The organism is Rhodopseudomonas sp. (assembly GCF_048594845.1).
Taxonomy (GTDB): Bacteria; Pseudomonadota; Alphaproteobacteria; order Rhizobiales; family Xanthobacteraceae; genus Rhodopseudomonas.
This window is the reverse complement of sequence record NZ_JBMDXE010000062.1, coordinates 1-20,094: the sequence shown is the minus strand read 5'-3', so window position 1 is coordinate 20,094 and position 20,094 is coordinate 1. Positions and strand designations below refer to the sequence as shown.

Sequence of the window (20,094 nt, the reverse complement as noted above, 5' to 3'; positions counted from 1 at the left end):
GCGCCGAGGATGGACTTGCGTCCGCCAACGGCGGCCCACACCACCATGGTGATCGAGAACGCCAGATCCATGAAAGTCGGCGACGCGAATTCGGAGATCACGACGTAGAGCATCCCGGCGAACCCGGCGATCGCGGCCGACACCGCGTAGAAGAAGATCTGGTAGGTCGGAACGTCGAAGCCGAGGTAGCGTGCGCGATTCTCGTCGTCGCGGATCGCCTGCAGGATCAGGCCGGCGCGGGTCTCGACCAACAGGCGCGTCGCGATCAGGACGACCGAAAGCGAGATTGCGATCAGGTAATAGGTCGGCACCACATAGGGATCGAATTCGAAGCCGCCGATGTTGAGCCAGCCGAGATCGGTGAGGCCGTTGAAGCCGTTGGTGATCGGCTGGGCGTCGATCACCACGAGCCGAACCAGCAGCACCAGCGCGAGCGTGATGATCGAGACGAACACGCCCGAGATGCGCTTGCGAAACACGATGGTGCCGATCAGCCCGGCGATCAGCACCGGCAACACGATGCCCATCGCCATGCCGAACCACTCGCTCTTGAACGGGATCCAGAGGAAGGACGCCTTGTTGATGCAGCACAGGTCGGTCTGCGCGCCGGGCTCGGCGTTCCACAGCATGAAGTCGGGCACGGGCTTGTCGGAGCCCTGCTGCAGGCTGGTCGGACTCGCCAGCTTCAGCGACATCGCCAGCATGTAGGCGCCGGCGCCGAAGAACAGGCCCTGGCCCAGATTGAGAATACCCGCGTAGCCCCAGGACAGCGCGATCGCGATGCCGAGCATGCCGAATACCAGATATTTGGCGACGCGGTTGAGCCAGAACGGATCCATGAACAGCGGCGCCGCCATGATCAATACGATGAAGGCCGCGTAGGCCGCCCAGGTGATGCTGCGCTTCGAAACCATCGTCAGCGTCCCTTGAGGGCGAACAGGCCCTTCGGCTTGAGAATGATGATGGCGATCACGATGCCGAACACCACGGCCCGCGCGAGAATGTCGTTGGTGGCCGCGGCCACGAGGCCGTTGATCTCACCGAGAATGCCGGCGGATAGCACAGAGCCGAGCAGGCTGCCGACGCCGCCCATCACCACGACTAGGAAGCCATCGACCACCATCGAGGTGCCCATGTCGGGAAACACCGTCTTGAAGCCGGACATCATCACGCCGGCGATGCCGGCAAGGCCGGAGCCGAACGCGAAGGTCAAAGCGTTGACGCGCTGGACGTTGATGCCGCAGGCGGCCGCCATCTTCGGATTGCGGATGATGGCGCGCACCTGCGTGCCGATCGCGGTGCGATACATGATCAGCCAAGTCAGCAGTGCCAGGATGGTGGTGACCACGATGATGAAGGCACGATAGCGATTGATCTCGGCACCGCCGATCATGAACGTGCCCTGCAGGAACGCCGGCACCGAGACGTTCTGCAGGCCGGGGCCGAGCCCCTGGATGTGAATGCCGAAGAACGACAGGCCGAACTCCAACCGCACGGCCTGCTGGATCAGGATCGCGATGCCCCAGGTCGCAAGCAGCGTGTCGAGCAAGCGGCCGTACAGTTTGCGGACGACGACACGCTCGATCAGCAGACCGAGCAGCGCTGTGACGATGAAGGCCAGCGGGATCGCCACGAAGATGTTGGCGCCGAGCCAGATGCCGGACAGCACCGTCACATAGGCGCCGATCATCACCATTTCGCCATGGGCCATGTTGATGACCCCCATGGCACCGTAGGTGATCGCCAGTCCCAACGCGACCAGCAGCAGCACCGAGCCGAGACTCAAACCGATAAACAGAACGTCGAGCATCGCAGCTTCCCAAGGAGAAGGGCCGCCGCACAAGACGTGCGGCGGCGCAAGAGCGAGGTGTCAGATCTTGAGCTTGGTCGTGTCGAGACCCTTGGCGGTGCAGAACAGGTTCGACTCGGTCTCGCCGTAGGCGACGTACGGCAGCGGCATCACCGGCTCCTTGTAGGCGTCGATGATCTTGCCTTGGCCGTCCGCCTGCCACTGCGCGATACGCGGAGTGAGGTAGCAATGCAGGTTCTGCGGATCGATCTTGACGTGGCCGTTCGGCGCGTCGAACTCTTGCCCCTTGACCGCCTCGCGGATCGCCATCGGGGTGATTTCAGTCGCCTTCTCCACCGCCTGCTTCCACAGGAACACCTGGAAGTAGGAAGATTCCAGCGCGTGATGGGTCACGGCCTTGGGATCCTTGACGAAGGCACGGTAGCGTTCGATGAACGCCTTGTTGCGGTCGGTATCGATCGCCTGGAAGTACGGGAACGAGGTGTAGCTACCCACCGCGTATTCAGGCCCCATCGCGGCGATTTCGATCTCCGAGGTGACGGTCGCGCAGATCGGCAGCTTGTCGTGGGTCAGCCCCTGGTTCTTGTACTCGCGATAGAACGCGATCACCGAGTCACCGACCACGTTCGACAGCACGACATCGCAGCCCGAGCTCTTGATCTTGTTGACCATGGAGCCCCATTCGGAGTGGCCGAGTTCGAGATATTCGTCGGCGATCCACTCGCCGCCGTTCTTCTCGATCAGGATCTTGGAAACCTTGGCCATCTCGCGCGGATAGATGTAGTTCGATCCGACGATGAAGAATTTCTTCTTGCCCAGCGTCTTGATGATCCAGGGGATGAAGTTCGAAAGCTGCTGGTTCGGAACGGCGCCGGTGTAGACGACGTTCTTCGAGCACTCGAAGCCTTCGTAATAGGTCGGGTAGAAGTAGAGATTGTTGCGCTTCTCGAAAACCGGCAGCACGGCCTTGCGGCTGGCCGACGTGTAGGAGCCGAACACGGTCGGCACCCTGTCCTGGATGACGAGCTTGGAGGCCTTTTCGTTGTAGGTCTTGGGATCCGACGCGCCGTCTTCGGCGATCGGCACGATCTTCATGCCCTTGACGCCGCCAGCCGCATTGATCTCGCTGATCGCCATCATGGTCGCGTCGTGCAGCGACTTTTCGACGATCGACAGACCGCCTGTGAGGCTGAAAAGCACGCCGACCTTGATCTCGCCCGCAGCCTGCGCGGCACTCGAGAACACCGCGGGCGACGTGATCGCCGCACCAGTGGCTAACAAGCCGCCCTTGATGAATTTACGCCGATCAATTGCCATACTGCTCCCTTTCCTCAGGCATGACCCATCGTTCGCGCCCGAGCGCGTTGCTTCGATCCAAAGATGACCTAATCGTCTGCCGCGCGGCGGAGCGAAGTACGCCCGCCGGCTCACGCCAGCCGCAAAACAAAAAAGCCCGACAGATCCTCGCGGATCTCTCGGGCTACACAGCCTAGTGCCGAACCAGCTTCATCGATGGTGCGGCTGCGTCACTAACAGGCAGATCCTGTGTGACGACTAAAGACTAATCATCTTTCGCACGGTACTGCAAGAGCTCATTTGCGTGAATGATTGCGGACGCCATGTCGTCCATCGATACACGTTTCGACATCGCCTGACGGCGTATACTTTCATACGCCTGCGCCTCATCGAGCCGCTGCCCCTCCATCAGAATTGTCTTCGCCTTCTGAATACGCTGAATGCCGGAGAGCTTGCGTTCGAGCTTGCGGATACGCTTCGTCGTCTCGCGCCGCTCCAACCACAGGCTGCGGGCGATCGTCAGATTTGTCAGCAAACCGAAAGGCCTGATCGGCCGCTCGATCACCGCGACGGCCCCGGCCTCAAGTACAAGTTGCAGCGTCGACGGATCTTCGTAGCTCACGACTGCAATCAGCGTCGGCCGCGCCGCGCCGTCCGATTTGAGCAGCTTGTGGATCTCCGCACGCACGTCGTGCTCGATCGCCAGAATCACGACGTCGGTTCCGTCGGGCCATGCCGTCGGCACCGGCCATTGCGATTCCACCATGCACCCGATGCGGCGCAGATGTTCGACGAGTTGCACCCGCTCGACGTCGGCGGGATGGACGACATGAACGCGCAGGCCGCGCAGATCTCGGAGGATTTGGATGGTCACCCGTCAGCTCCGTGCCTGAGGTTCACGTGACCGATGCATGAAGTTCGTCTGCCGACCAGTCATCCAGGCTTTGCACGACGCAGTAAGGATCCGGCTTGATCCGAACGCCGGGATTCCAAACGGTCCGAAACCGCCCCTGGCCATCGACACGGGCGATCCGCGGCCAGAGATAAGTGTGGTTGTTCTCGTGATCGATCCGGACGCGCCCCTGCGGTGCGTCGAATTCGGCGTCGCGCAATTCGGCGAGGACCCGCTCCGGGTCGTCCGAGCCGCATTTGGCGACCGCGCGCATCGCCAGATGCACTTGGAAATAGGCCGCTTCTGCGCTCGCCGTCACCGGCGCGTCGGGGCCGAAACGCTGCTTGAAATTGGTCACGAAGCGCCGCGCCGACGGCGTCGAGAGCGTGTCGAAGAACGGCGCGGCCGTGATGTGGCCTTCGGCGGCCTCCGCCGACATCTCCGCCAGTTCAGCCTCGCTGGTGGTGAGGCTGGCGATCGGCATCTTGGCGGGATCGAAACCGGCTTCGCGATAGGCCTGGTAGAACATCGCCGTTCCGGTTCCGACCACCGTGGAGAAGATCACGTCCGGTGAAGCCTTCTTGATCTTGGCGATGACGCGTTCGAAATCCTTCGGCTGCACCTGAAGCGGCACATACAACTCGTCCAGCACCTTGCCACGGTCCTGCGACACGAAATCGGCCATCAGCCGATTGGATTCATACGGATAGATGTAGTTCGAGCCGACGAAGACGAAGCGGTTGCCGTAGGCCGACAGCAGATATTTCGCGAGCTGGATCGAATTCTGGTTCGGGGCCGCGCCGGTGTAGATGCAGTGGCGCGAGTATTCGAAGCCCTCATACAACGTTGGATAGAACAGCAACCCACGATACGCCTCGACGACCGGCAGGATCGCCTTGCGGGTGCTGGTCATGTAGCAGCCGAACAGCAGCCGGACGCGGTCCGCCTGCAACAAACGTTCGGCCAATCCGCGGATCTGCTTGGGACTCGATGCGGGATCATAGATCACCGGCTCGATCGGCCGGTCCAGCACGCCCCCTGCCGCGTTGATTTCCTCGATGGCCAGCAACGTAGCGTTGAGCTGGGATCGCTCGACTGCAGCCGTTACGCCGGTTTGCGAGAACAAGACGCCGACGCGCCAGCTACTCGAATGATCCTCATGCAAAGCCATGTTTTTCAGAACTATCCTCGACGATGAAATTGATCAATCGAGAAATGATCCAGCCGCAGCCCAGGCGCAAGCCCCGCATCGGCGGGCGAGCTATCCGTCCGGCGGACTATCCTGCTCAAACAGCAAGCATAAATGGATAATTGATAGGCAGTCACGGTTTGTCCGGGATCGCGTCCGCGCGCTCCTCCGAACCGAACGACCAACTACAAACGGCTCGATTTCTGGGACAAGCTCAGTCCGATAATCGTGACTTGAAGCTCGATGACGGCGGAGGAATGCAGCCCACCCGCCGCCTCAAGATAAGGCGGATAGGCGGAGAGGTCAGGCCTCGGAGAAGCGGCCATGGCGTCGACCGGCGCTCGTCAGCACCGGTCCATTCGACACGGGAATGTCAGGCCTTGACGATACTCGGGAAGCGCTTTGCCGGCGGCGTGTTGCGCGAGCGCTCGGAGCGGACGATGCCGTCGATGATGGTCATGCCGATGCCCGGCAGATCGCCGAGCCGCACGCTTTCCAGCAGCGTCGAGCCGCCGGAATGCTGGGCCACGTCCATGATGACGAGGTCGGCGGCGCGGCCGACTTCGATCAGGCCGCAATCGAGTTCGCGCATCCGCGCGGTGTTGCCGGTGGCGAGGCAGAACGCCTGCTCGGCCGGCAGATCGCCGAGCGACGACAGCAGCGACACCATGCGCAGGATGCCGAGCGGCTGCACGCCGGAGCCGGCCGGACCGTCGGTGCCGAGGATGACGCGATGCAGATCGCCCATCTCGCGCGCGATCCGCAGCGTATACAGCGCCGAGCGTTCGTTGCCGTTGTGCACGAGTTCGAGCCCGGCCTTGCAGCCCTCACAGATGCAGCGGATCTGATCGTCCGGCAGCGCGGTGTGGCCGCCGTTGATGTGACCGACCACGTCGGTGCCGGCTTCGAGCACGACATCCTTGTCGATCAGTCCGGAGCCCGCGATCGACGGGCCGCCGGTGTGGATGGTCGACTGGATGCCGTATTTGCGCGCCCACGCCACCATCTTCTTGGCGGTCGGGCCGTCCTTGACGCCGCCCAGCCCGACTTCGCCGAGCAGCTTGACGCCGGCAGCGGAAAGCTCCTTGAAGTCGTTCTCTTCCATCTCGTGTTCGATCACCGGCGCGCCGGCGTGTACCTTCACGCCGGTGGCGCGGAATGCCGAGAAGCTGCGCTGCGCGGTGATCGCCAGCGCCTTGATGCCGATGACGTCGCGCGGCCGGCCCGGATAGTGCACTTCGCCGGCGGAGATCATGGTGGTGACGCCGCCGTGCAGCGAGGAGTCGATCCAGTTGAGCTGGCTCTGCCGCGGCGTCCAGTCGCCGGCGACCGGATGGACGTGGCTGTCGATCAGCCCGGGCGTCACTGCCGCGCCGTGGGCATCGACGATGGTGGTCGCGCCTTCGGTGTCGACGTCCTTGAAGCGGCCGATCGCAGTGATGCGGCCATTCTCGGCCACGATGGTGTCGGCCTCGAGGATCGGCTGATTGATATCGCCGCTGAGCATCAGCCCGATATTACGGACCACCAGCTTGGTCGGCCCCTGCGGGGCGGGCGCGTCGTGAGCCATCTCGGCTTTCTCCCTCAACGATCCGACCCGCCGGGCTTGTCAGCCGTGGGGCTGTTTGTTTGTCAGCATACGATCCTGGCGGCGCCGCGCAACGCAGATCGCTGCGCAGCGAACCAGGATCAGCGCTCGGCGAACGCCTTCTCGAGCACGAAGTCGCCGGCCTCGCCGTGATTGCCTTCCTCAAAGCCGAGCGCAACCAGGCGGCTCTTGAGATCGACCATCATCTGCGTCGAGCCGCACAGCATCACGCGGTCCTGCGATTTGTCGAGCGACGGCAGCCCGATGTCGGAATAGAGCTGACCGCTGTCCATCAGCTTGGAGATCCGGCCCTCGTGGATGAACGGCTCGCGGGTCACGGTCGGGTAGTAGATCAGCTTGGCCTTGACCTCGTCGGCGAGGAACTCGTGATCGTGCAGCGCCGTCACCATCGACTCGCCGTACGCCAGTTCGGCGATCTGTCGGCAGCCGTGGACCAGCACGATCTTCTCGAACCGGTCGTAGGTCTCGGGATCGCGGATGATCGACAGGAACGGCGCGACGCCGGTGCCGGTCGCGAGCAAGTACAGATTCTTGCCGTCACGCAGATTATCGATCACCAGGGTGCCGGTCGCCTTGCGGCCGACGATGACGGTGTCGCCTTCCTTGAGGTGCTGCATCCGCGAGGTGAGCGGCCCGTTCGGCACCTTGATGGAATAGAATTCCAGCGTCTCTTCGTAGTTCGGGCTCGCCACCGAGTAGGCGCGCAGCAGCGGCTTTCCGTCGACCTTGATGCCCGTCATGGTGAATTCACCGTTACGGAAGCGGAAGCCGGAATCGCGGGTGGTGGTGAAGCTGAACAAACGATCGGTCCAATGACGAACGGAGAGAACGCGCTCTTCCATCAGATTGCTCACGGCAGAACTCCGGAGTTGGTGTTGATCGGCCGGGACGCGGCAACGGCAAGAGGCGTCAGCCCGGCAGATTGTTTGTACACGAATGAAAATAGGATCGCAGCCCGCCCCCTGTCAACGCGGCGAACGCCCGTGCCGCGCGGACATTTCAGGCATATCGCGCCGATTTATCGGGCAACCTGAAGGGAAAGACGTCGATCAGTGGGAGCCTTGGTGGGCGCGCAGGCGCGCCACCGCTTGTTCCACGCCGCCCCAGGCGGGCGCCTGCGGGGCGAAGGAGGCGCGGAGATATGTGACCAGCGCCGCGATCTGGTTATCGTCAAAACTGTGGCGGAACCCGGGCATATCGCCCAATTCCGCGGCTGCGGGACTAGGTATTCCGTCTAGAATGACCCTAATCAGATTGTCCGGTTCCGCAGCGTGAACGTTGGTATTGAGCGCCAGCGCGGGGCGGACGCCGAACAGCGTCGGGCCGGTTTCGGAATGGCAGGAGGCGCAGGCGCCTTCGTACAACCGTCCGCCGAGCGTATCGAGCGGGCGCAGCGCCGAGGCCGCCTCGGCCTGCAGTGCCGCCGCGCGTTGCGCCGGGTCGGGTTCGGCCGCAGGCGCAAACGAGGCCAGATAGGTCGCCATCGCGCGGATATCGGCGTCGGGGAGCGGCCCAAGTTGCTCGACGACCGCGGCCATCGGCCCCGCTGCCGTGCCGTGAAAACGCGAAAAGCCGCTGCGCAGATAGGCGAACAGCTCGGCTTCGGTCCATGGGATCGGTGCGCGCGACAGCTCGGTGAGCGCCGGGGCGTGCCAGCCATCGACCTCGCCGCCGGCGAGGTAAGCGCTCTTGGCCTGCTCGGCGCCGAGCGCGTTGCGCGGGGTATGGCAGGCGCCGCAATGGCCGAGGCTTTCGACCATATAGGCGCCGCGGTTCCACTGCGCCGCGCGGGCCGGATCGGCCTGCATCGGCCCCGGCCTCAGGAACAACAGATTCCAGCCCGCCATCAACGGCCGAATGTTGAACGGAAACGCCATCTTGGCCGGCGGTGTCTCGGCTCTCACCGGCGGCTGCGACATCAGATAGGCGTACAGCGCCTGCAGGTCGGTGTCGCTGGTTCGCGTGAAGGAGGCGTAGGGAAACGCCGGATAGAGGTGGCTGCCGTCGCGCGCGATGCCTTCGCGCATGGCGCGTTCGAAGGCCGCGTAAGACCAGTTGCCGATGCCGGTCTCGGGATCGGGCGTTAGATTCGTTGCGTACACGGTGCCGAACGGCGTCTCGATCGCGCGGCCGCCGGCGCCAGGGATGCCGCCCGGCGCGGTGTGACAGGTGGCGCAGCCGCCGAGGGCGGCGAGTTGGCGGCCGCGGGCGATCATGTCGGCCGAGAACGTTGCAGGATCGGGCGGCGCGATCGGCGCGAGCGCGCCGCGGATCGGCAGTGCCACGGCTGCCATGCCGAGCGCGCCGACCAACGCGGCGCCCGCCATTGCGAACCATGAGAGCTTCCGCGCTGGCGGTGCGGCGGGCGTCTCGGGCTGTGGCAAACCCAAGGCAGCGCGGACGCGGTCCGGCGTGAACGGCGGCTCACGCAGCCGCACGCCAGTCGCGTCAAAAATCGCATTGGCGATCGCGGCTGCGGACGGCACCGAGGCCGACTCGCCGCTGCCGAGCGGCGGATCGTTCGGCCGCGGCATCAGCACGACGTCGATGACCGGCACCTCGGGGAAAGTGAGGATCGGATACGCACCCCACTCCTTGTCGGCGACGGCGGTGTCGGTGAAGCTGACGCTCTCCTTCAGCGCGCGACTGGTCGACTGGATGACGTTGCCGTGGATCTGATGCTCGATCCCGGCCGGGTTGATCATCAGTCCGGAATCCTGACCGACGACGACGCGCTTCACCGCGACATCGCCGGTCCTGGTATTCACTTCGACATCGGCGACCCAGGCCGACCACGCGGCGCCGTAGCCGGGAAACTTCGAGTGGACGTACAGCGCGTAAGCGAGCCCCTGCCCACGCACGATGTCGCCTTCGACGATCTCGCGGCGCGGTCCGGTGCGATGCGCCCAGTTGGCGCGCGCGGCGACTTCCTTGACGAGATCGACGGCGCGCGGATCGTGCAGATAGCGCAGCCGATACTCCAGCGGATCGACGCCGGCGGCGGCGGCGAGTTCGTCGATGTAGCTCTCGTGCGCGAACGAATTCGGCAGCGCCGAGACGCCGCGCAGCCAGGCGGCGCGCACGATCGGTGCCATGTCGTGCACGCGGACGCGGATGTTGTCGTAAGCGTAAGGCGGGATCGCGGTGCGATCGCCCATCTCGAACACCGGATTGTTCGCCGGCACCCGGCCTGTGAGGAGTAGCGCCAGCGTCACTGCGGCATTCGACGGATAGCGCGTTGAAAAATCATAAGCGGCCGGGCTGCCGTCGGCGGTGAGCCCGCCGGAGATTTCCATCAGCTGCGCCGCGCCCTTCGGCTCCCACGCATGCTCCTGCTCGCGCGTCAGCTGCACGCGCACCGGCCGCCCAACCGCGCGTGAGAGCAACGCCGCGTCGGCGCAGACATCATCGGCGCAATTGCGGCCGTAGCAACCGGCTGCCTCGAAGCGCAGGATTTCAACATCGGCTTCGGGGATGCCGAGCAGGATCGAAATATCCAGTCGGAGTGGATACGGATTCTGCGTGCCCGACCAGATCCGCGCGAAGCCGTTACTGACATCGGCGACGCCGCAGGACGGACCGATCGAGCCGTGCATCTGATAGGGCCAGACGTAAGTGCGATCCATCGGCACGCTGGCGCTGCTCCGCGCAGCCTCGACGTTGCCCTTGTCGAGCAGCGTGCGCGTCGTCGCCGGATTGGCGCGCAGCGCTGAGGCGAGATCGTCGAGCTTCGGCAGCGGCGGCGGCGGCTTCCATTTGACGTCGAGCACGCGCGCGGCCTCGGCGGCCTGCTCCTCGCGCTCCGCAACGACGCCGACGAAATCGCCCATGGTGACGACCGCGACCACGCCGGGAATATGCGCGATCGAACTCTCGTCGACGCCAAGCAAACTGTTGCCGATGAAATCGCCGGCGTCGATGCCCGCATAAGGCGGACGCACGACGCGACCGTGCAGCATGCCGGGCACGCGGACATCGTGCACATAGACGAAATCGCCGGTCGCCTTCGCCGGAATATCCGCGCGCGCGACGCGGCGCCCGACCACACGATGCTCGCTGACGGGCTTGATCGCGACATCGTCGGCCAGCATCAGCCGATCGCTGCGCCCCTGCAGCAGCGCCGCGTAGGACACGCCGCGGTTGGAGGCGTCGCGCGGATGCACGATGCCGTCGGTGACGGCGAGCTGATCGGCCGGCAACTCCAGATCTTGCGCAGCGAGCGCGACCAGATGATGCCGCGCCTGCGCCGCCGCCTTACGCAGCGGCACGGCGCTGACCTGGATGCTGTCGCTGGCGATGGTGGCGCCCTGATTGGGCGTGCCGGAGGTGTGGCCCATCACCATGGTGACGGCTTCGAACGGCACGTCGAGCTCCTCGGCGACGATCTGCGCCAGAGCCGTGCGGATGCCGGTGCCGAGATCGACATGGCCGCTGAAGGCGAGCACCTGACCGGCGTCGTCGAGATACAGAAACAGATCGAGCGCGCCATCGGGCGGCGGCGCGGTGGCGACTAATCCCTTCACATGCTGCGACGGCCGCAGCACCGCCAGCGTGCCGTCTCGCGTCAGCAGATCAGCCGTATCCGGCGTCGGCTCGGTCACTTGGCGCTCGCTCATGACGGGGCCGCCTCAGCGAGCGTCGCATCCGGGGCGACGCCCGCCGCGATCATCACGGCACGGATGATTTCCACATGCGTGCCGCAGCGGCAGAGATTGTAGCGCAGCGCCTCGCGGATCTCGCTAGCGCTGGGCGTCGGGTTGCGCGCCAGCAGCGCGGTTGCCGACATGATCATGCCGTTGAGGCAGTAGCCGCATTGCGCCGCCTGGGCAGCGATGAACGCAGCCTGCACCGGATGCAACGCATCGCGGGTCCCGAGCCCTTCCAGCGTGGTAACAGTTCGACCCTCGGCCGTCTTCAGCGTCACCACGCAGGACCGCGCCGGGACGCCGTCGATCAGCACCGTGCAGGCGCCGCACTCGCCGAGACCGCAACCGAACTTCGGACCGTTGAGGCCGAGATCGTTGCGCAGCACGTAGATCAACTTGGTGTCGCGCGGCAGGTCGAAGACGTGCTCGGTTCCGTTGACGGTCAAATTGACGGGCCCCGCCGAACTCATCGGCGCCGCCTCGCAGATGCGGCCTTGCACCGCAAGCGGCTCGCAGCGTGCACCGCAATAAACGACGCTGCACTGTGATGAGTAGCGGGCATTCGGGCTCCACCGCCGTTGGCAATTGCTCGGACGATTGTTTCTACACCAATGAATTCCGTCAAGCGCGTGTGCACTGCGACAATGTTTGTGCATGTGCTGCCCATTCCTTATGCTTGACTTCAAGGCAGCCCTCCCTTTTCATTAGTATACATATGAAATGAGGCAGCGCCGGATCGCCACGCGCCGACGGCCTGGAGCCATCAGTCCCATGAGCGACAGCATTCCCGCGGCGCAGCCGCCGAGCGACGACAAGATCCGCTGCGATGCCTGTCCGGTGATGTGCTACATCAAGCCGGGCGCCAGCGGCGCTTGCGATCGCTATGCCAACGCGGGCGGCGAACTGGTCCGCGTCGATCCGCATGTCGTGCTCGACCGCGCGCTGGCGCATGGCGCCGCCGTGGTGCCGTTCCATCGCGACGGCTCGTGGGACGGCAAGCTGATCGCGTCGCCCGAGACCTTCGTCACCGCGATCGGCGCCGGCACCACCTATCCGGACTACAAGCCCGCGCCGTTCATCGTCTCATCGGAAGTGAACGGCGTCGACATGGTGACGGTCGTGACCGAGGGCATCTTCAGCTACTGCGGCGTCAAGGTGAAGATCGACACCGACCGCTTCCTCGGCCCCGAGCAGGCGACGGTGCGCGCCGGCGGCGAAGCGGTCGGCCATGTCACCACGTCGGAATACGGCTCGCAGATGCTGTCGCTCGGCGGCGTGCATCACCTCACCGGCGGCAGCAAGAAGGAAGGCCGCATCACCTGCGAGGCGTTGCTCGATCTGTGCAACGGCAAGCCGGTCGAACTGACGATCGACGGCGGCTCGACCGTGGTGGTGCAGGCCGGCAAGGCGCCGATCGTCAACGGCGTCATGGAAGAGCGGATGCGCGTCGGCTGCGGCTCCGCGACGATCGGCATGTTCGCCAAGCAGTGGCTCGGCCTGGTCGACGACGTCGTGGTGGTCGACGATCACATCACCGGCGTGCTGTCGGAGCATCAGGCCGGCAAGGTCCTCGGCATCCCCGACACCGGCATCAAGATCAAGGGCCGACGCTCGACGCCGGGCCGCTACTTCCAGGTCGCCGAGCCCGGCACCGGCTGGGGCGGCACCAACATCTCCGATCCGCTGTCGATCCTCGGCCCGTTCGATCGCAAGGTCGCCTGGCCCGGGCTGCGGCTGTATTTCATCTCGACCACCGGCGAGCATGCCGCTTACTTCGAACTCGACGACGAGCTGATCCCGCGGGAGAAAGAGATGCCGACGGAGCTGGCGATGCTGTCGCAGCGCGTGAAGGACAATTGCGAGCCGGCACTGTCGACCGTTCTGTTCATGGCCGGCGCCGGCGGTTCGCTGCGCGCCGGCGTCACGGAAAATCCGGTGCGGCTGACCAATTCGGTGAAGGACGCGCTGACCTACGTCACCTGCGGCGGCGCGCCGGTCTATGTCTATCCGGGCGGCGGCATCACCATCATGGTCGACGTCACCAAGATGCCGGAGAATGCGTTCGGCTACGTGCCGACGCCGGCGCTGGTGGCGCCGATCGAGTTCACGCTGCGGCTGTCGGACTATCAGGAACTCGGCGGTCACATGGCGGAGGTTCGCCCGGTGTCGTCGATCACGCTCGACGACGGCCGGCGCCCGGTCGCGCCGCATGCCGACAATCCGTGGCCGCTCGCGCCGAACGACGTCAAACGTTACTTCGGCTGATCGCATGGCCGCCCCGCAACCCATCTCGCCGGTTCGAGGACGGCCCATCCAGGCGGCGCTGCTGGCCGACGGCCGACGCCTGCATCTGCAGGACGGCCCGATCGACCTGATCATCGAGGCGACCGGCGAACCTGAGGCGGTGCGCCACGCTTACGACGCCGCGGTACGGCGCTTCACTGGACTGCTGGACGCGCTGTGTGCCGAACTACCAGCTTTGCGTGCACCGGCTGGCGGCAACGCGCCGGCGCTGGATCATCCGGTCGCGCGGCGCATGGCCGCGGCGGTGGCGCCGGTCGCCGATGCGATGTTCATCACGCCGATGGCGGCGGTCGCAGGCGCGGTGGCAGATGAGATACTGAAGGCGCTGCTCTGCCCCGGCATCACCCGCGCCTATGTCAACAATGGCGGCGACATCGCGCTGCATCTGGCGCAGGGCGCGAGCTACACGGTCGGCCTGGTCGATCGCCCCGACCGGCCGCGCCTGATCGGCTCGGCCGAGATCACCGCGGATAGTCCGGTGCGCGGCGTCGCCACCAGCGGCTGGCGCGGACGCAGCTTTTCGCTCGGCATCGCCGACGCGGTGACAATTCTGGCGCCGACCGCCGCGATGGCGGATGCGGCCGCCACCGTCGTTGCCAACGCGGTCGATCTGCCGGAGCATCGCGGCATCGTGCGCGTCCCCGCGCGCGACATTCAGCCCGACAACGATCTCGGCGACCGCCGCGTCACGCGTGATGTCCCGATGCTGTCCGCCGCCGAACGCGCGCAGGCGCTGTCTGCCGGGATCGCCGTTGCGCGCGACCTGATGTCGCGTGGATTGATCTCGTCCGCGGCGCTGCATTTGCAGGGCGAGACCGTCAGCGCCGGCGATGCCGCCCTTCTTTCCTTGCACTCACAACAAGAGCAAACCGATGCCTGAGGTCAAAGTCCGGAAGAAGCTGCTGATCACCGAGGAGGTCTTCCACGAAGGCGGCCCGGTGGCGGCGACGCCGCGCAAGCGCGGCGCCATCATCGCGGTGATCGAGAACCCGTTCGCCGGGCGCTACGAGCCTGAGATCGCCGGCTTCATGGACGATCTGACGCCGCTCGGCGTCGCACTGGCGGGCGAACTGCTGCAGGCGCTCGGCGGCGACGCCAAGGCGATCGACGGCTACGGCAAGGGCGCGATCGTCGGCGCCGCCGGCGAACTCGAGCACGGCGCGCTGTGGCACGTGCCGGGCGGCTACGCGATGCGCGAGATCCTTGGCGACGCCAAGGCGATCGTGCCCTCAACCAAGAAGGTCGGCGGTCCGGGCACCAAGCTCGACGTGCCGATCACTCACGTCAACGCCTCTTACGTGCGCAGTCATTTCGACGCGATGGAAGTCGGTGTCACCGATGCGCCGAAGGCGAACGAGATCGCGCTGGTGCTGGTGATGAGCTGCGGCCCGCGCATTCACGCGCGCGTCGGCGGCCTCGCCGCCAAGGACATCAAGGGCGAGGACGGGCTGCGATGAGCGCCAAGATCCGCAAGATTGTCGTCGTCGTCGAAGAGACGCTGACCGAGATGGGCAGGCCGGTGAGCCCGGCCACCCGCCGCGCCGCCGCGATCGCGGTGATCGAGAATCCGTTCGCAGGGCGCTATGTGGAGGATCTGTCCGAGCTGATCGCGATCGGCGAGGAACTCGGGGGCCTGCTGACCGAGAAGGCCGTGGCGGCGCTCGGCATCGACGGCAGCAAGGCCGAGAGCTACGGCAAGGCCGCGCTGGTCGGCGAGAACGGCGAACTCGAACATGCCGCCGCGCTGCTGCATCCGAAGATGGGCGCGCCGGTGCGCAAGGTGCTGGGCAAGGGCGCGGCGCTGATCCCGTCGTCGAAGCGTCGCGGCGGACTCGGCGCCGAGCTCGACATCCCGCTCGGCCACAAGGACGCCGCCTTCGTGCGCAGCCATTTCGACGGCATGCAGGTGAGCGTCGGCGATGCGCCGCGCGCCAATGAAATCGTCGTCGCTGTGGCGGTGACGGATTCCGGCCGCCCGCTGCCGCGGGTCGGCGGACTGACAACCGCCGAGATCAAGGGCGAAGACGGACTACGCTGAACCAGGCTGAGTATCACCAGAAGAGGGCAAGAGCGTATGAAGCAGATAGCACGACTGGCACTGACGGCATTGTTGTTGACGTCCGGGGCGGCATACGCCCAGCAGGGCGAAATCAAGGTAGGCGAGATCAACTCCTACTCGTCCCTGCCCGGCTTCACCGAGCCGTATCGCAAGGGCCTCGAGCTGGCCGTCAAGCAGATCAACGATGCCGGCGGTATCAAGGGCAAGAAGCTGGTCGTCATCACCAAGGACGACGGCGGCAAGCCCGGCGACGCGCTGACCGCCGCCAACGAGCTGGTGTCGCGAGACGGCGTGGTGATGATCGCTGGCGGCTTCCTCTCCAATATCGGCCTGGCGCTGTCCGATTTCGCCAAGCAAAAGAAGGTGCTGTACATCGCCGCCGAGCCGCTCACCGATGCGATCGTCTGGTCGAAGGCCAACGACTACACCTTCCGGCTGCGCGCCTCGAACTTCATGCAGGCCTCGATGCTGGCCGAAGAAGCCGCCAAGCTGCCGGCCAAGAAGTGGGCGACGATCGCGCCGAACTACGAATACGGCCAGTCCTTCGTCGCCGCCTTCAAGGAGATCCTCACCAAGAAGCGTCCGGACGTCGAATTCGTCGCCGAGCAGTGGCCGCCGCTGGGCAAGATCGACGCCGGCCCGGTGCTGCAGGCGATCGACGCCGCCAAGCCGGACGCCATCCTCAACGCCACCTTCGCGGGCGACCTGGTGAAGCTGGTCCGTGAAGGCAACACCCGCGGCGTGTTCAAGGACCGCGTCGTGGTGTCGTATCTCACCGGCGAGCCGGAATATCTCGATCCGCTGAAGACCGAAACGCCCGAGGGCTGGATCGTCACCGGCTACCCCTGGTACTCGATCGACACGCCGGAGCACAAAGCCTTCCTCGAGGCCTATCAGGCGGCCAACAAGGACTATCCGCGGCTCGGCTCGGTGGTCGGCTACTCGACGGTGAAGAGCGTCGCCGCAGTGCTGAACGCCGCTGACGATACGTCGACCGAGAGCCTGACCAAGGCGATGAAGAACCTCAAGGTCGACACCCCGTTCGGCCCGATCGTGTACCGCGCCGGCGACCATCAGTCGACGATGGGCGCCTTCGTCGGCAAGACCACCCAGAAGGACGGCAAGGGCATCATGGTCGACGTCAAGTTCAAGAAGGGCGCCGACTATCTGCCGCCGGAGGCCGAAGCCGCCAAGCTTCGTCCGGCGAACTGAGCCGACGCTGTCTCGCCAATCGCCGCCGCTGATGTCAGCGGCGGTGTCTTCCCCAAGCTTCGACGACTGCAAACCCGAACGAAAGGCGCCGCCGTGGAACTGATTTTGGCCCAGGCTCTCAGTGGTCTCGCCAGCGCCGCGTCGCTGTTTCTGGTGGCGTCGGGGCTGTCGATCATCTTCGGCGTCACCCGCATCGTGAACTTCGCGCACGGCGCGTTCTACATGCTGGGCGCCTATATGGCGTTCACGCTGACCGATCGATTCAGCGGCGCGTTCGGCTTCTGGGGCGGCTTGCTTCTCGCCAGCCTGATCGTCGCGGCGCTGGGCGCGCTGATGGAGATGGTGCTGCTGCGCCGGATCTATCAGGCGCCCGAATTATTTCAGCTGCTGGCCACCTTCGGCGTGACGCTGATGGTGCAGGATCTCGTGGTGCTGATCTGGGGCCCGGACGATCTGATGGGCCCGCGCGCGCCCGGCTTCAGCGGCGCCTTCAGCCTGTTCGGCCGGATGATCCCGACCTACGATCTGCTGCTGATCGGGCTCGGCCCGGCAGTGCTTGGACTGCTCTGGCTATTGTTCCACCGCACCCGCTGGGGCGTGCTGGTGCGCGCTGCGACGCAGGACCGCGACATGGTCGCCTGTCTCGGCGTCAATCAGAAATGGCTGTTCACCAGCGTGTTCGCGCTCGGCGTGTTCCTCGCCGCGCTCGGCGGCGCGCTGCAGATCCCGCGCACCACGGTGACGCACGCGATGGACCTGTCGATCATCGTCGAGGTGTTCGTCGTGGTGGTGATCGGCGGCCTCGGCTCGGTGCCCGGCGCCTTCATTGCCGCGGTGCTGGTATCCGAACTCAACGCGCTCGGCATTTTGGTGCTGCCGAAGATTTCGCTGATCGCCGTGTTCCTGGTGATGGCGGTGGTGCTGGTGGTCCGGCCCTACGGCCTGCTCGGCAAGGCGGAGCGCGGCACGCGGCCCAGCACGGGCATCTCGTTCCGGCCGTGGAAGCCGATGTCACTGGTCGAGCGCGCCGGCGTCGCCGTGCTGATCGTGATCGCGGCGCTGCTGCCGCTGTTCGCCGGCAACTACCTGCTCAGCGTCGGCTCGGAAATCCTGGTGTTCGTGCTGTTCGCAGCCAGCCTACACTTCATGATGACGGTCGGCGGGCTCGCCTCGTTCGGCCACGCCGCCTATTTCGGCCTCGGCGCCTACGGCGCGGCGTTCGCGGTGAAGTTTCTCGGCGCGCCGATGGAACTGGCGCTGCTGGTCGGCCCGGCGTTCGGCCTGATGGGTGCGCTGGTCGCCGGCTGGTTCTGCGTCCGGTTGTCTGGCGTGTACTTCGCCATGCTGACGCTGGCGTTCGCGCAGATCATCTGGTCGGTGGCGTTCCAGTGGGTCGAGGTCACCGGCGGTGACAACGGCATTCTGGGGATCTGGCCGTCGGCGTGGGCATCCAGCCCGCAAGGCTTCTTCTGGCTGACGCTCGGCGTTGCGGTCGTCGGCGTTGCGCTGCTGCGCATGCTGGTGTTTTCGCCCTACGGCTTCGGCCTGCGCGCCACGCGCGACAACACGCTGCGCGCCGATGCCATTGGCATCGACCGCAAGTCGACGCAGTGGGCGGCTCTGATCGTCGCCGGCACCTTCGCGGGCGTCGCCGGCGCGCTGTTCGCCTTCCTCAAGGGCTCGGTGTTTCCGGAATCGCTCGCCATCCCGATCTCGGTCGACGGCCTGGTGATGGTGCTGCTCGGCGGCATCGAGACGGTGTCGGGCGCGGTGATCGGCGCCATCGTCTACAAGGCGCTGGCGATCTGGCTGATGAGCCAGACCGACTGGTCCAAGCTGGTGCTCGGCGCCATCATCGTGCTGCTCGTCGTCGCTGCGCCGAAGGGCATCGTCGGCTTCATCGAGGATTGGCGCCACCGCGGGCCGCGGCCCAAAAACGGCAAGCCCGATGCTTTGTCCGTCGCCAAGATGGAGGCCGCGGAATGACCACGCTGCTCGAAGTCCAAGGGCTGGTGAAGTCCTACGCGGGCGTTCACGCGGTGCGCGACGTCAGCTTCACGGTGCAAGCCGGCGAGATCCTGGCGCTGATCGGCCCGAACGGCGCCGGCAAGAGCACCTGCTTCAACATGCTCAACGGCCAGATCAAGCCCGACGCCGGCTCGATCAAGCTGGCGGGCGATGAAATCGTCGGGCTGCCGCCACGCACGGTGTGGCGCCGCGGCGTCGGGCGCACCTTCCAGATCACCGCGACCTTCGCGTCGATGACGGTGCGCGAGAACGTGCAGGTCGCGCTGCTGTCGTTCCATCACCGGCTGTGGTCGCTGATCGGCTATGCCGGCGGGCAGCATCGTCCTGAAGCCGACGAGTTACTTGCGCTGGTCGGGATGAGCGAACAGGCCGAGCGGCCGTGCGGCGAACTCGCCTATGGCGATCTCAAGCGGCTCGAGTTGGCAATCGCGCTCGCCAACCAGCCGCGGCTGCTGCTGATGGACGAGCCGACCGCCGGCATGGCGCCGAAGGAGCGCGTCGAGCTGATGCGGCTGACCGCCGGCATCGCACGCGCCAAGAACATCGGTGTGCTGTTCACCGAGCACGACATGGACGTGGTGTTCGAACACGCCGACGAGGTGATGGTGCTGAACCGCGGCCAACTGATCGCCCGCGGCTCGCCGCAGCAGGTCCGGCAGGACCGCCAGGTGCAGGCGATCTATCTCGGCGAGGGCCTGCTCTACGATGCCAAGCACCGCGCGGAGGCGCTGACATGAAGCTCGAAGTCTCCGATCTCAACAGCCATTACGGCCCGGCGCATATCCTGTTCGACGTCGGCTTCGCGGTCGGCGAAGGCGAGGTCGTCGCCATGCTGGGCCGCAACGGCGCCGGCAAGAGCACCAGCTTCCGCTCGGTGGTCGGGCTGGTGCAGCGGCGCAGCGGCAAGGTGACGTTCGAAGGCGAGGACATCTCGCGGCTACCGTCCTACGAGATCGTGCGCCGCGGCCTCGGCTACGTGCCGGAGGATCGCCGCATCTTCACCGAACTGACCGTCGAGGAGAACTTCGAAGTCGGCAAGCAGAAGCCGC

At 65.6% G+C, this 20,094-nt stretch carries 17 protein-coding genes; 8 read left to right on the top strand and 9 right to left on the bottom strand.

Annotated features, from left to right (window positions below):
- From urtC to ACOJTD_RS03160, 9 genes are all read right to left on the bottom strand, one after another.
- Positions 1-914: urea ABC transporter permease subunit UrtC (urtC, locus tag ACOJTD_RS03200; RefSeq protein WP_420131494.1), on the bottom strand; the 914-nt coding region annotated here is incomplete at its 3' end.
- Between the two features lie 2 nt (positions 915-916).
- Positions 917-1,810, bottom strand: a complete 894-nt coding sequence (urtB, locus tag ACOJTD_RS03195) for an urea ABC transporter permease subunit UrtB (protein ID WP_420131493.1) — start codon at positions 1,808-1,810, stop codon at positions 917-919.
- 60 nt (positions 1,811-1,870) lie between these two features.
- Positions 1,871-3,127, bottom strand: coding sequence for an ABC transporter substrate-binding protein (locus ACOJTD_RS03190; protein ID WP_420131492.1), 1,257 nt, complete (start codon positions 3,125-3,127; stop codon positions 1,871-1,873).
- Between the two features lie 244 nt (positions 3,128-3,371).
- Positions 3,372-3,980, bottom strand: coding sequence for an ANTAR domain-containing response regulator (locus tag ACOJTD_RS03185; RefSeq protein WP_420131491.1), 609 nt, complete (start codon positions 3,978-3,980; stop codon positions 3,372-3,374).
- Positions 3,981-4,002: 22 nt separating this feature from the next.
- Complete coding sequence (locus tag ACOJTD_RS03180; protein WP_420131490.1) at positions 4,003-5,169, bottom strand: transporter substrate-binding domain-containing protein; 1,167 nt, start codon at positions 5,167-5,169, stop codon at positions 4,003-4,005.
- Positions 5,170-5,560: 391 nt separating this feature from the next.
- On the bottom strand, positions 5,561-6,757 hold the full coding sequence (locus ACOJTD_RS03175; protein ID WP_420131489.1) for an amidohydrolase family protein: 1,197 nt from the start codon (positions 6,755-6,757) through the stop codon (positions 5,561-5,563).
- A gap of 119 nt (positions 6,758-6,876) precedes the next feature.
- A complete protein-coding gene (locus ACOJTD_RS03170; protein WP_420131488.1) occupies positions 6,877-7,650 on the bottom strand; it encodes a ferredoxin--NADP reductase in 774 nt (257 codons plus the stop codon).
- Between the two features lie 195 nt (positions 7,651-7,845).
- Entirely contained in the window at positions 7,846-11,412 is a 3,567-nt protein-coding gene (locus tag ACOJTD_RS03165; RefSeq protein ID WP_420131487.1) for a molybdopterin cofactor-binding domain-containing protein, read from the bottom strand.
- Positions 11,409-11,912, bottom strand: a complete 504-nt coding sequence (locus tag ACOJTD_RS03160; protein WP_420131486.1) for a (2Fe-2S)-binding protein — start codon at positions 11,910-11,912, stop codon at positions 11,409-11,411. The genes ACOJTD_RS03165 and ACOJTD_RS03160 overlap by 4 nt, the downstream gene beginning before the upstream one ends.
- Positions 11,913-12,213: 301 nt before the next feature.
- Between ACOJTD_RS03160 and ACOJTD_RS03155 the strand changes: the two genes are divergently transcribed.
- The 8 genes from ACOJTD_RS03155 to ACOJTD_RS03120 all read left to right on the top strand — a co-directional run.
- On the top strand, positions 12,214-13,707 hold the full coding sequence (locus tag ACOJTD_RS03155) for a 6-hydroxynicotinate reductase (RefSeq protein WP_420131485.1): 1,494 nt from the start codon (positions 12,214-12,216) through the stop codon (positions 13,705-13,707).
- Between the two features lie 4 nt (positions 13,708-13,711).
- Positions 13,712-14,626 carry a UPF0280 family protein gene (locus ACOJTD_RS03150; RefSeq protein ID WP_420131484.1) on the top strand — a complete coding sequence of 305 codons (915 nt, stop codon included), beginning with the start codon at positions 13,712-13,714 and terminating at the stop codon, positions 14,624-14,626.
- Positions 14,619-15,203, top strand: a complete 585-nt coding sequence (locus ACOJTD_RS03145) for an amino acid synthesis family protein (RefSeq protein ID WP_420131483.1) — start codon at positions 14,619-14,621, stop codon at positions 15,201-15,203. The genes ACOJTD_RS03150 and ACOJTD_RS03145 overlap by 8 nt, the downstream gene beginning before the upstream one ends.
- Positions 15,200-15,784: an amino acid synthesis family protein gene (locus ACOJTD_RS03140; protein ID WP_420131482.1), complete on the top strand. Its 585-nt coding sequence runs from the start codon at positions 15,200-15,202 to the stop codon at positions 15,782-15,784. Before ACOJTD_RS03145 ends, ACOJTD_RS03140 begins: the two co-directional genes overlap by 4 nt.
- Positions 15,785-15,820: 36 nt before the next feature.
- The gene (locus ACOJTD_RS03135) at positions 15,821-17,017 is read left to right on the top strand and encodes an ABC transporter substrate-binding protein (RefSeq protein ID WP_420131481.1); all 1,197 of its coding nucleotides are present in this window, start codon (positions 15,821-15,823) and stop codon (positions 17,015-17,017) included.
- 93 nt (positions 17,018-17,110) lie between these two features.
- The gene (locus ACOJTD_RS03130; protein ID WP_420131480.1) at positions 17,111-19,003 is read left to right on the top strand and encodes an ABC transporter permease; all 1,893 of its coding nucleotides are present in this window, start codon (positions 17,111-17,113) and stop codon (positions 19,001-19,003) included.
- Positions 19,000-19,782, top strand: a complete 783-nt coding sequence (locus ACOJTD_RS03125; RefSeq protein WP_420131479.1) for an ABC transporter ATP-binding protein — start codon at positions 19,000-19,002, stop codon at positions 19,780-19,782. Before ACOJTD_RS03130 ends, ACOJTD_RS03125 begins: the two co-directional genes overlap by 4 nt.
- Positions 19,779-20,094: ATP-binding cassette domain-containing protein (locus ACOJTD_RS03120; RefSeq protein WP_420131478.1), on the top strand; the 316-nt coding region annotated here is incomplete at its 3' end. The genes ACOJTD_RS03125 and ACOJTD_RS03120, both read left to right, overlap by 4 nt.

Coding starts and splice junctions, on each gene's coding strand:
- urtB (WP_420131493.1), bottom strand. CDS start 1,810: ATGCTCGACGTTCTGTTTATCGGTTTGAGTCTCGGCTCGGTGCTGCTG.
- ACOJTD_RS03190 (WP_420131492.1), bottom strand. CDS start 3,127: ATGGCAATTGATCGGCGTAAATTCATCAAGGGCGGCTTGTTAGCCACT.
- ACOJTD_RS03180 (WP_420131490.1), bottom strand. CDS start 5,169: ATGGCTTTGCATGAGGATCATTCGAGTAGCTGGCGCGTCGGCGTCTTG.
- ACOJTD_RS03175 (WP_420131489.1), bottom strand. CDS start 6,757: ATGGCTCACGACGCGCCCGCCCCGCAGGGGCCGACCAAGCTGGTGGTC.
- ACOJTD_RS03165 (WP_420131487.1), bottom strand. CDS start 11,412: ATGAGCGAGCGCCAAGTGACCGAGCCGACGCCGGATACGGCTGATCTG.
- ACOJTD_RS03160 (WP_420131486.1), bottom strand. CDS start 11,912: ATGAGTTCGGCGGGGCCCGTCAATTTGACCGTCAACGGAACCGAGCAC.
- ACOJTD_RS03155 (WP_420131485.1), top strand. CDS start 12,214: ATGAGCGACAGCATTCCCGCGGCGCAGCCGCCGAGCGACGACAAGATC.
- ACOJTD_RS03150 (WP_420131484.1), top strand. CDS start 13,712: ATGGCCGCCCCGCAACCCATCTCGCCGGTTCGAGGACGGCCCATCCAG.
- ACOJTD_RS03145 (WP_420131483.1), top strand. CDS start 14,619: ATGCCTGAGGTCAAAGTCCGGAAGAAGCTGCTGATCACCGAGGAGGTC.
- ACOJTD_RS03140 (WP_420131482.1), top strand. CDS start 15,200: ATGAGCGCCAAGATCCGCAAGATTGTCGTCGTCGTCGAAGAGACGCTG.
- ACOJTD_RS03135 (WP_420131481.1), top strand. CDS start 15,821: ATGAAGCAGATAGCACGACTGGCACTGACGGCATTGTTGTTGACGTCC.
- ACOJTD_RS03125 (WP_420131479.1), top strand. CDS start 19,000: ATGACCACGCTGCTCGAAGTCCAAGGGCTGGTGAAGTCCTACGCGGGC.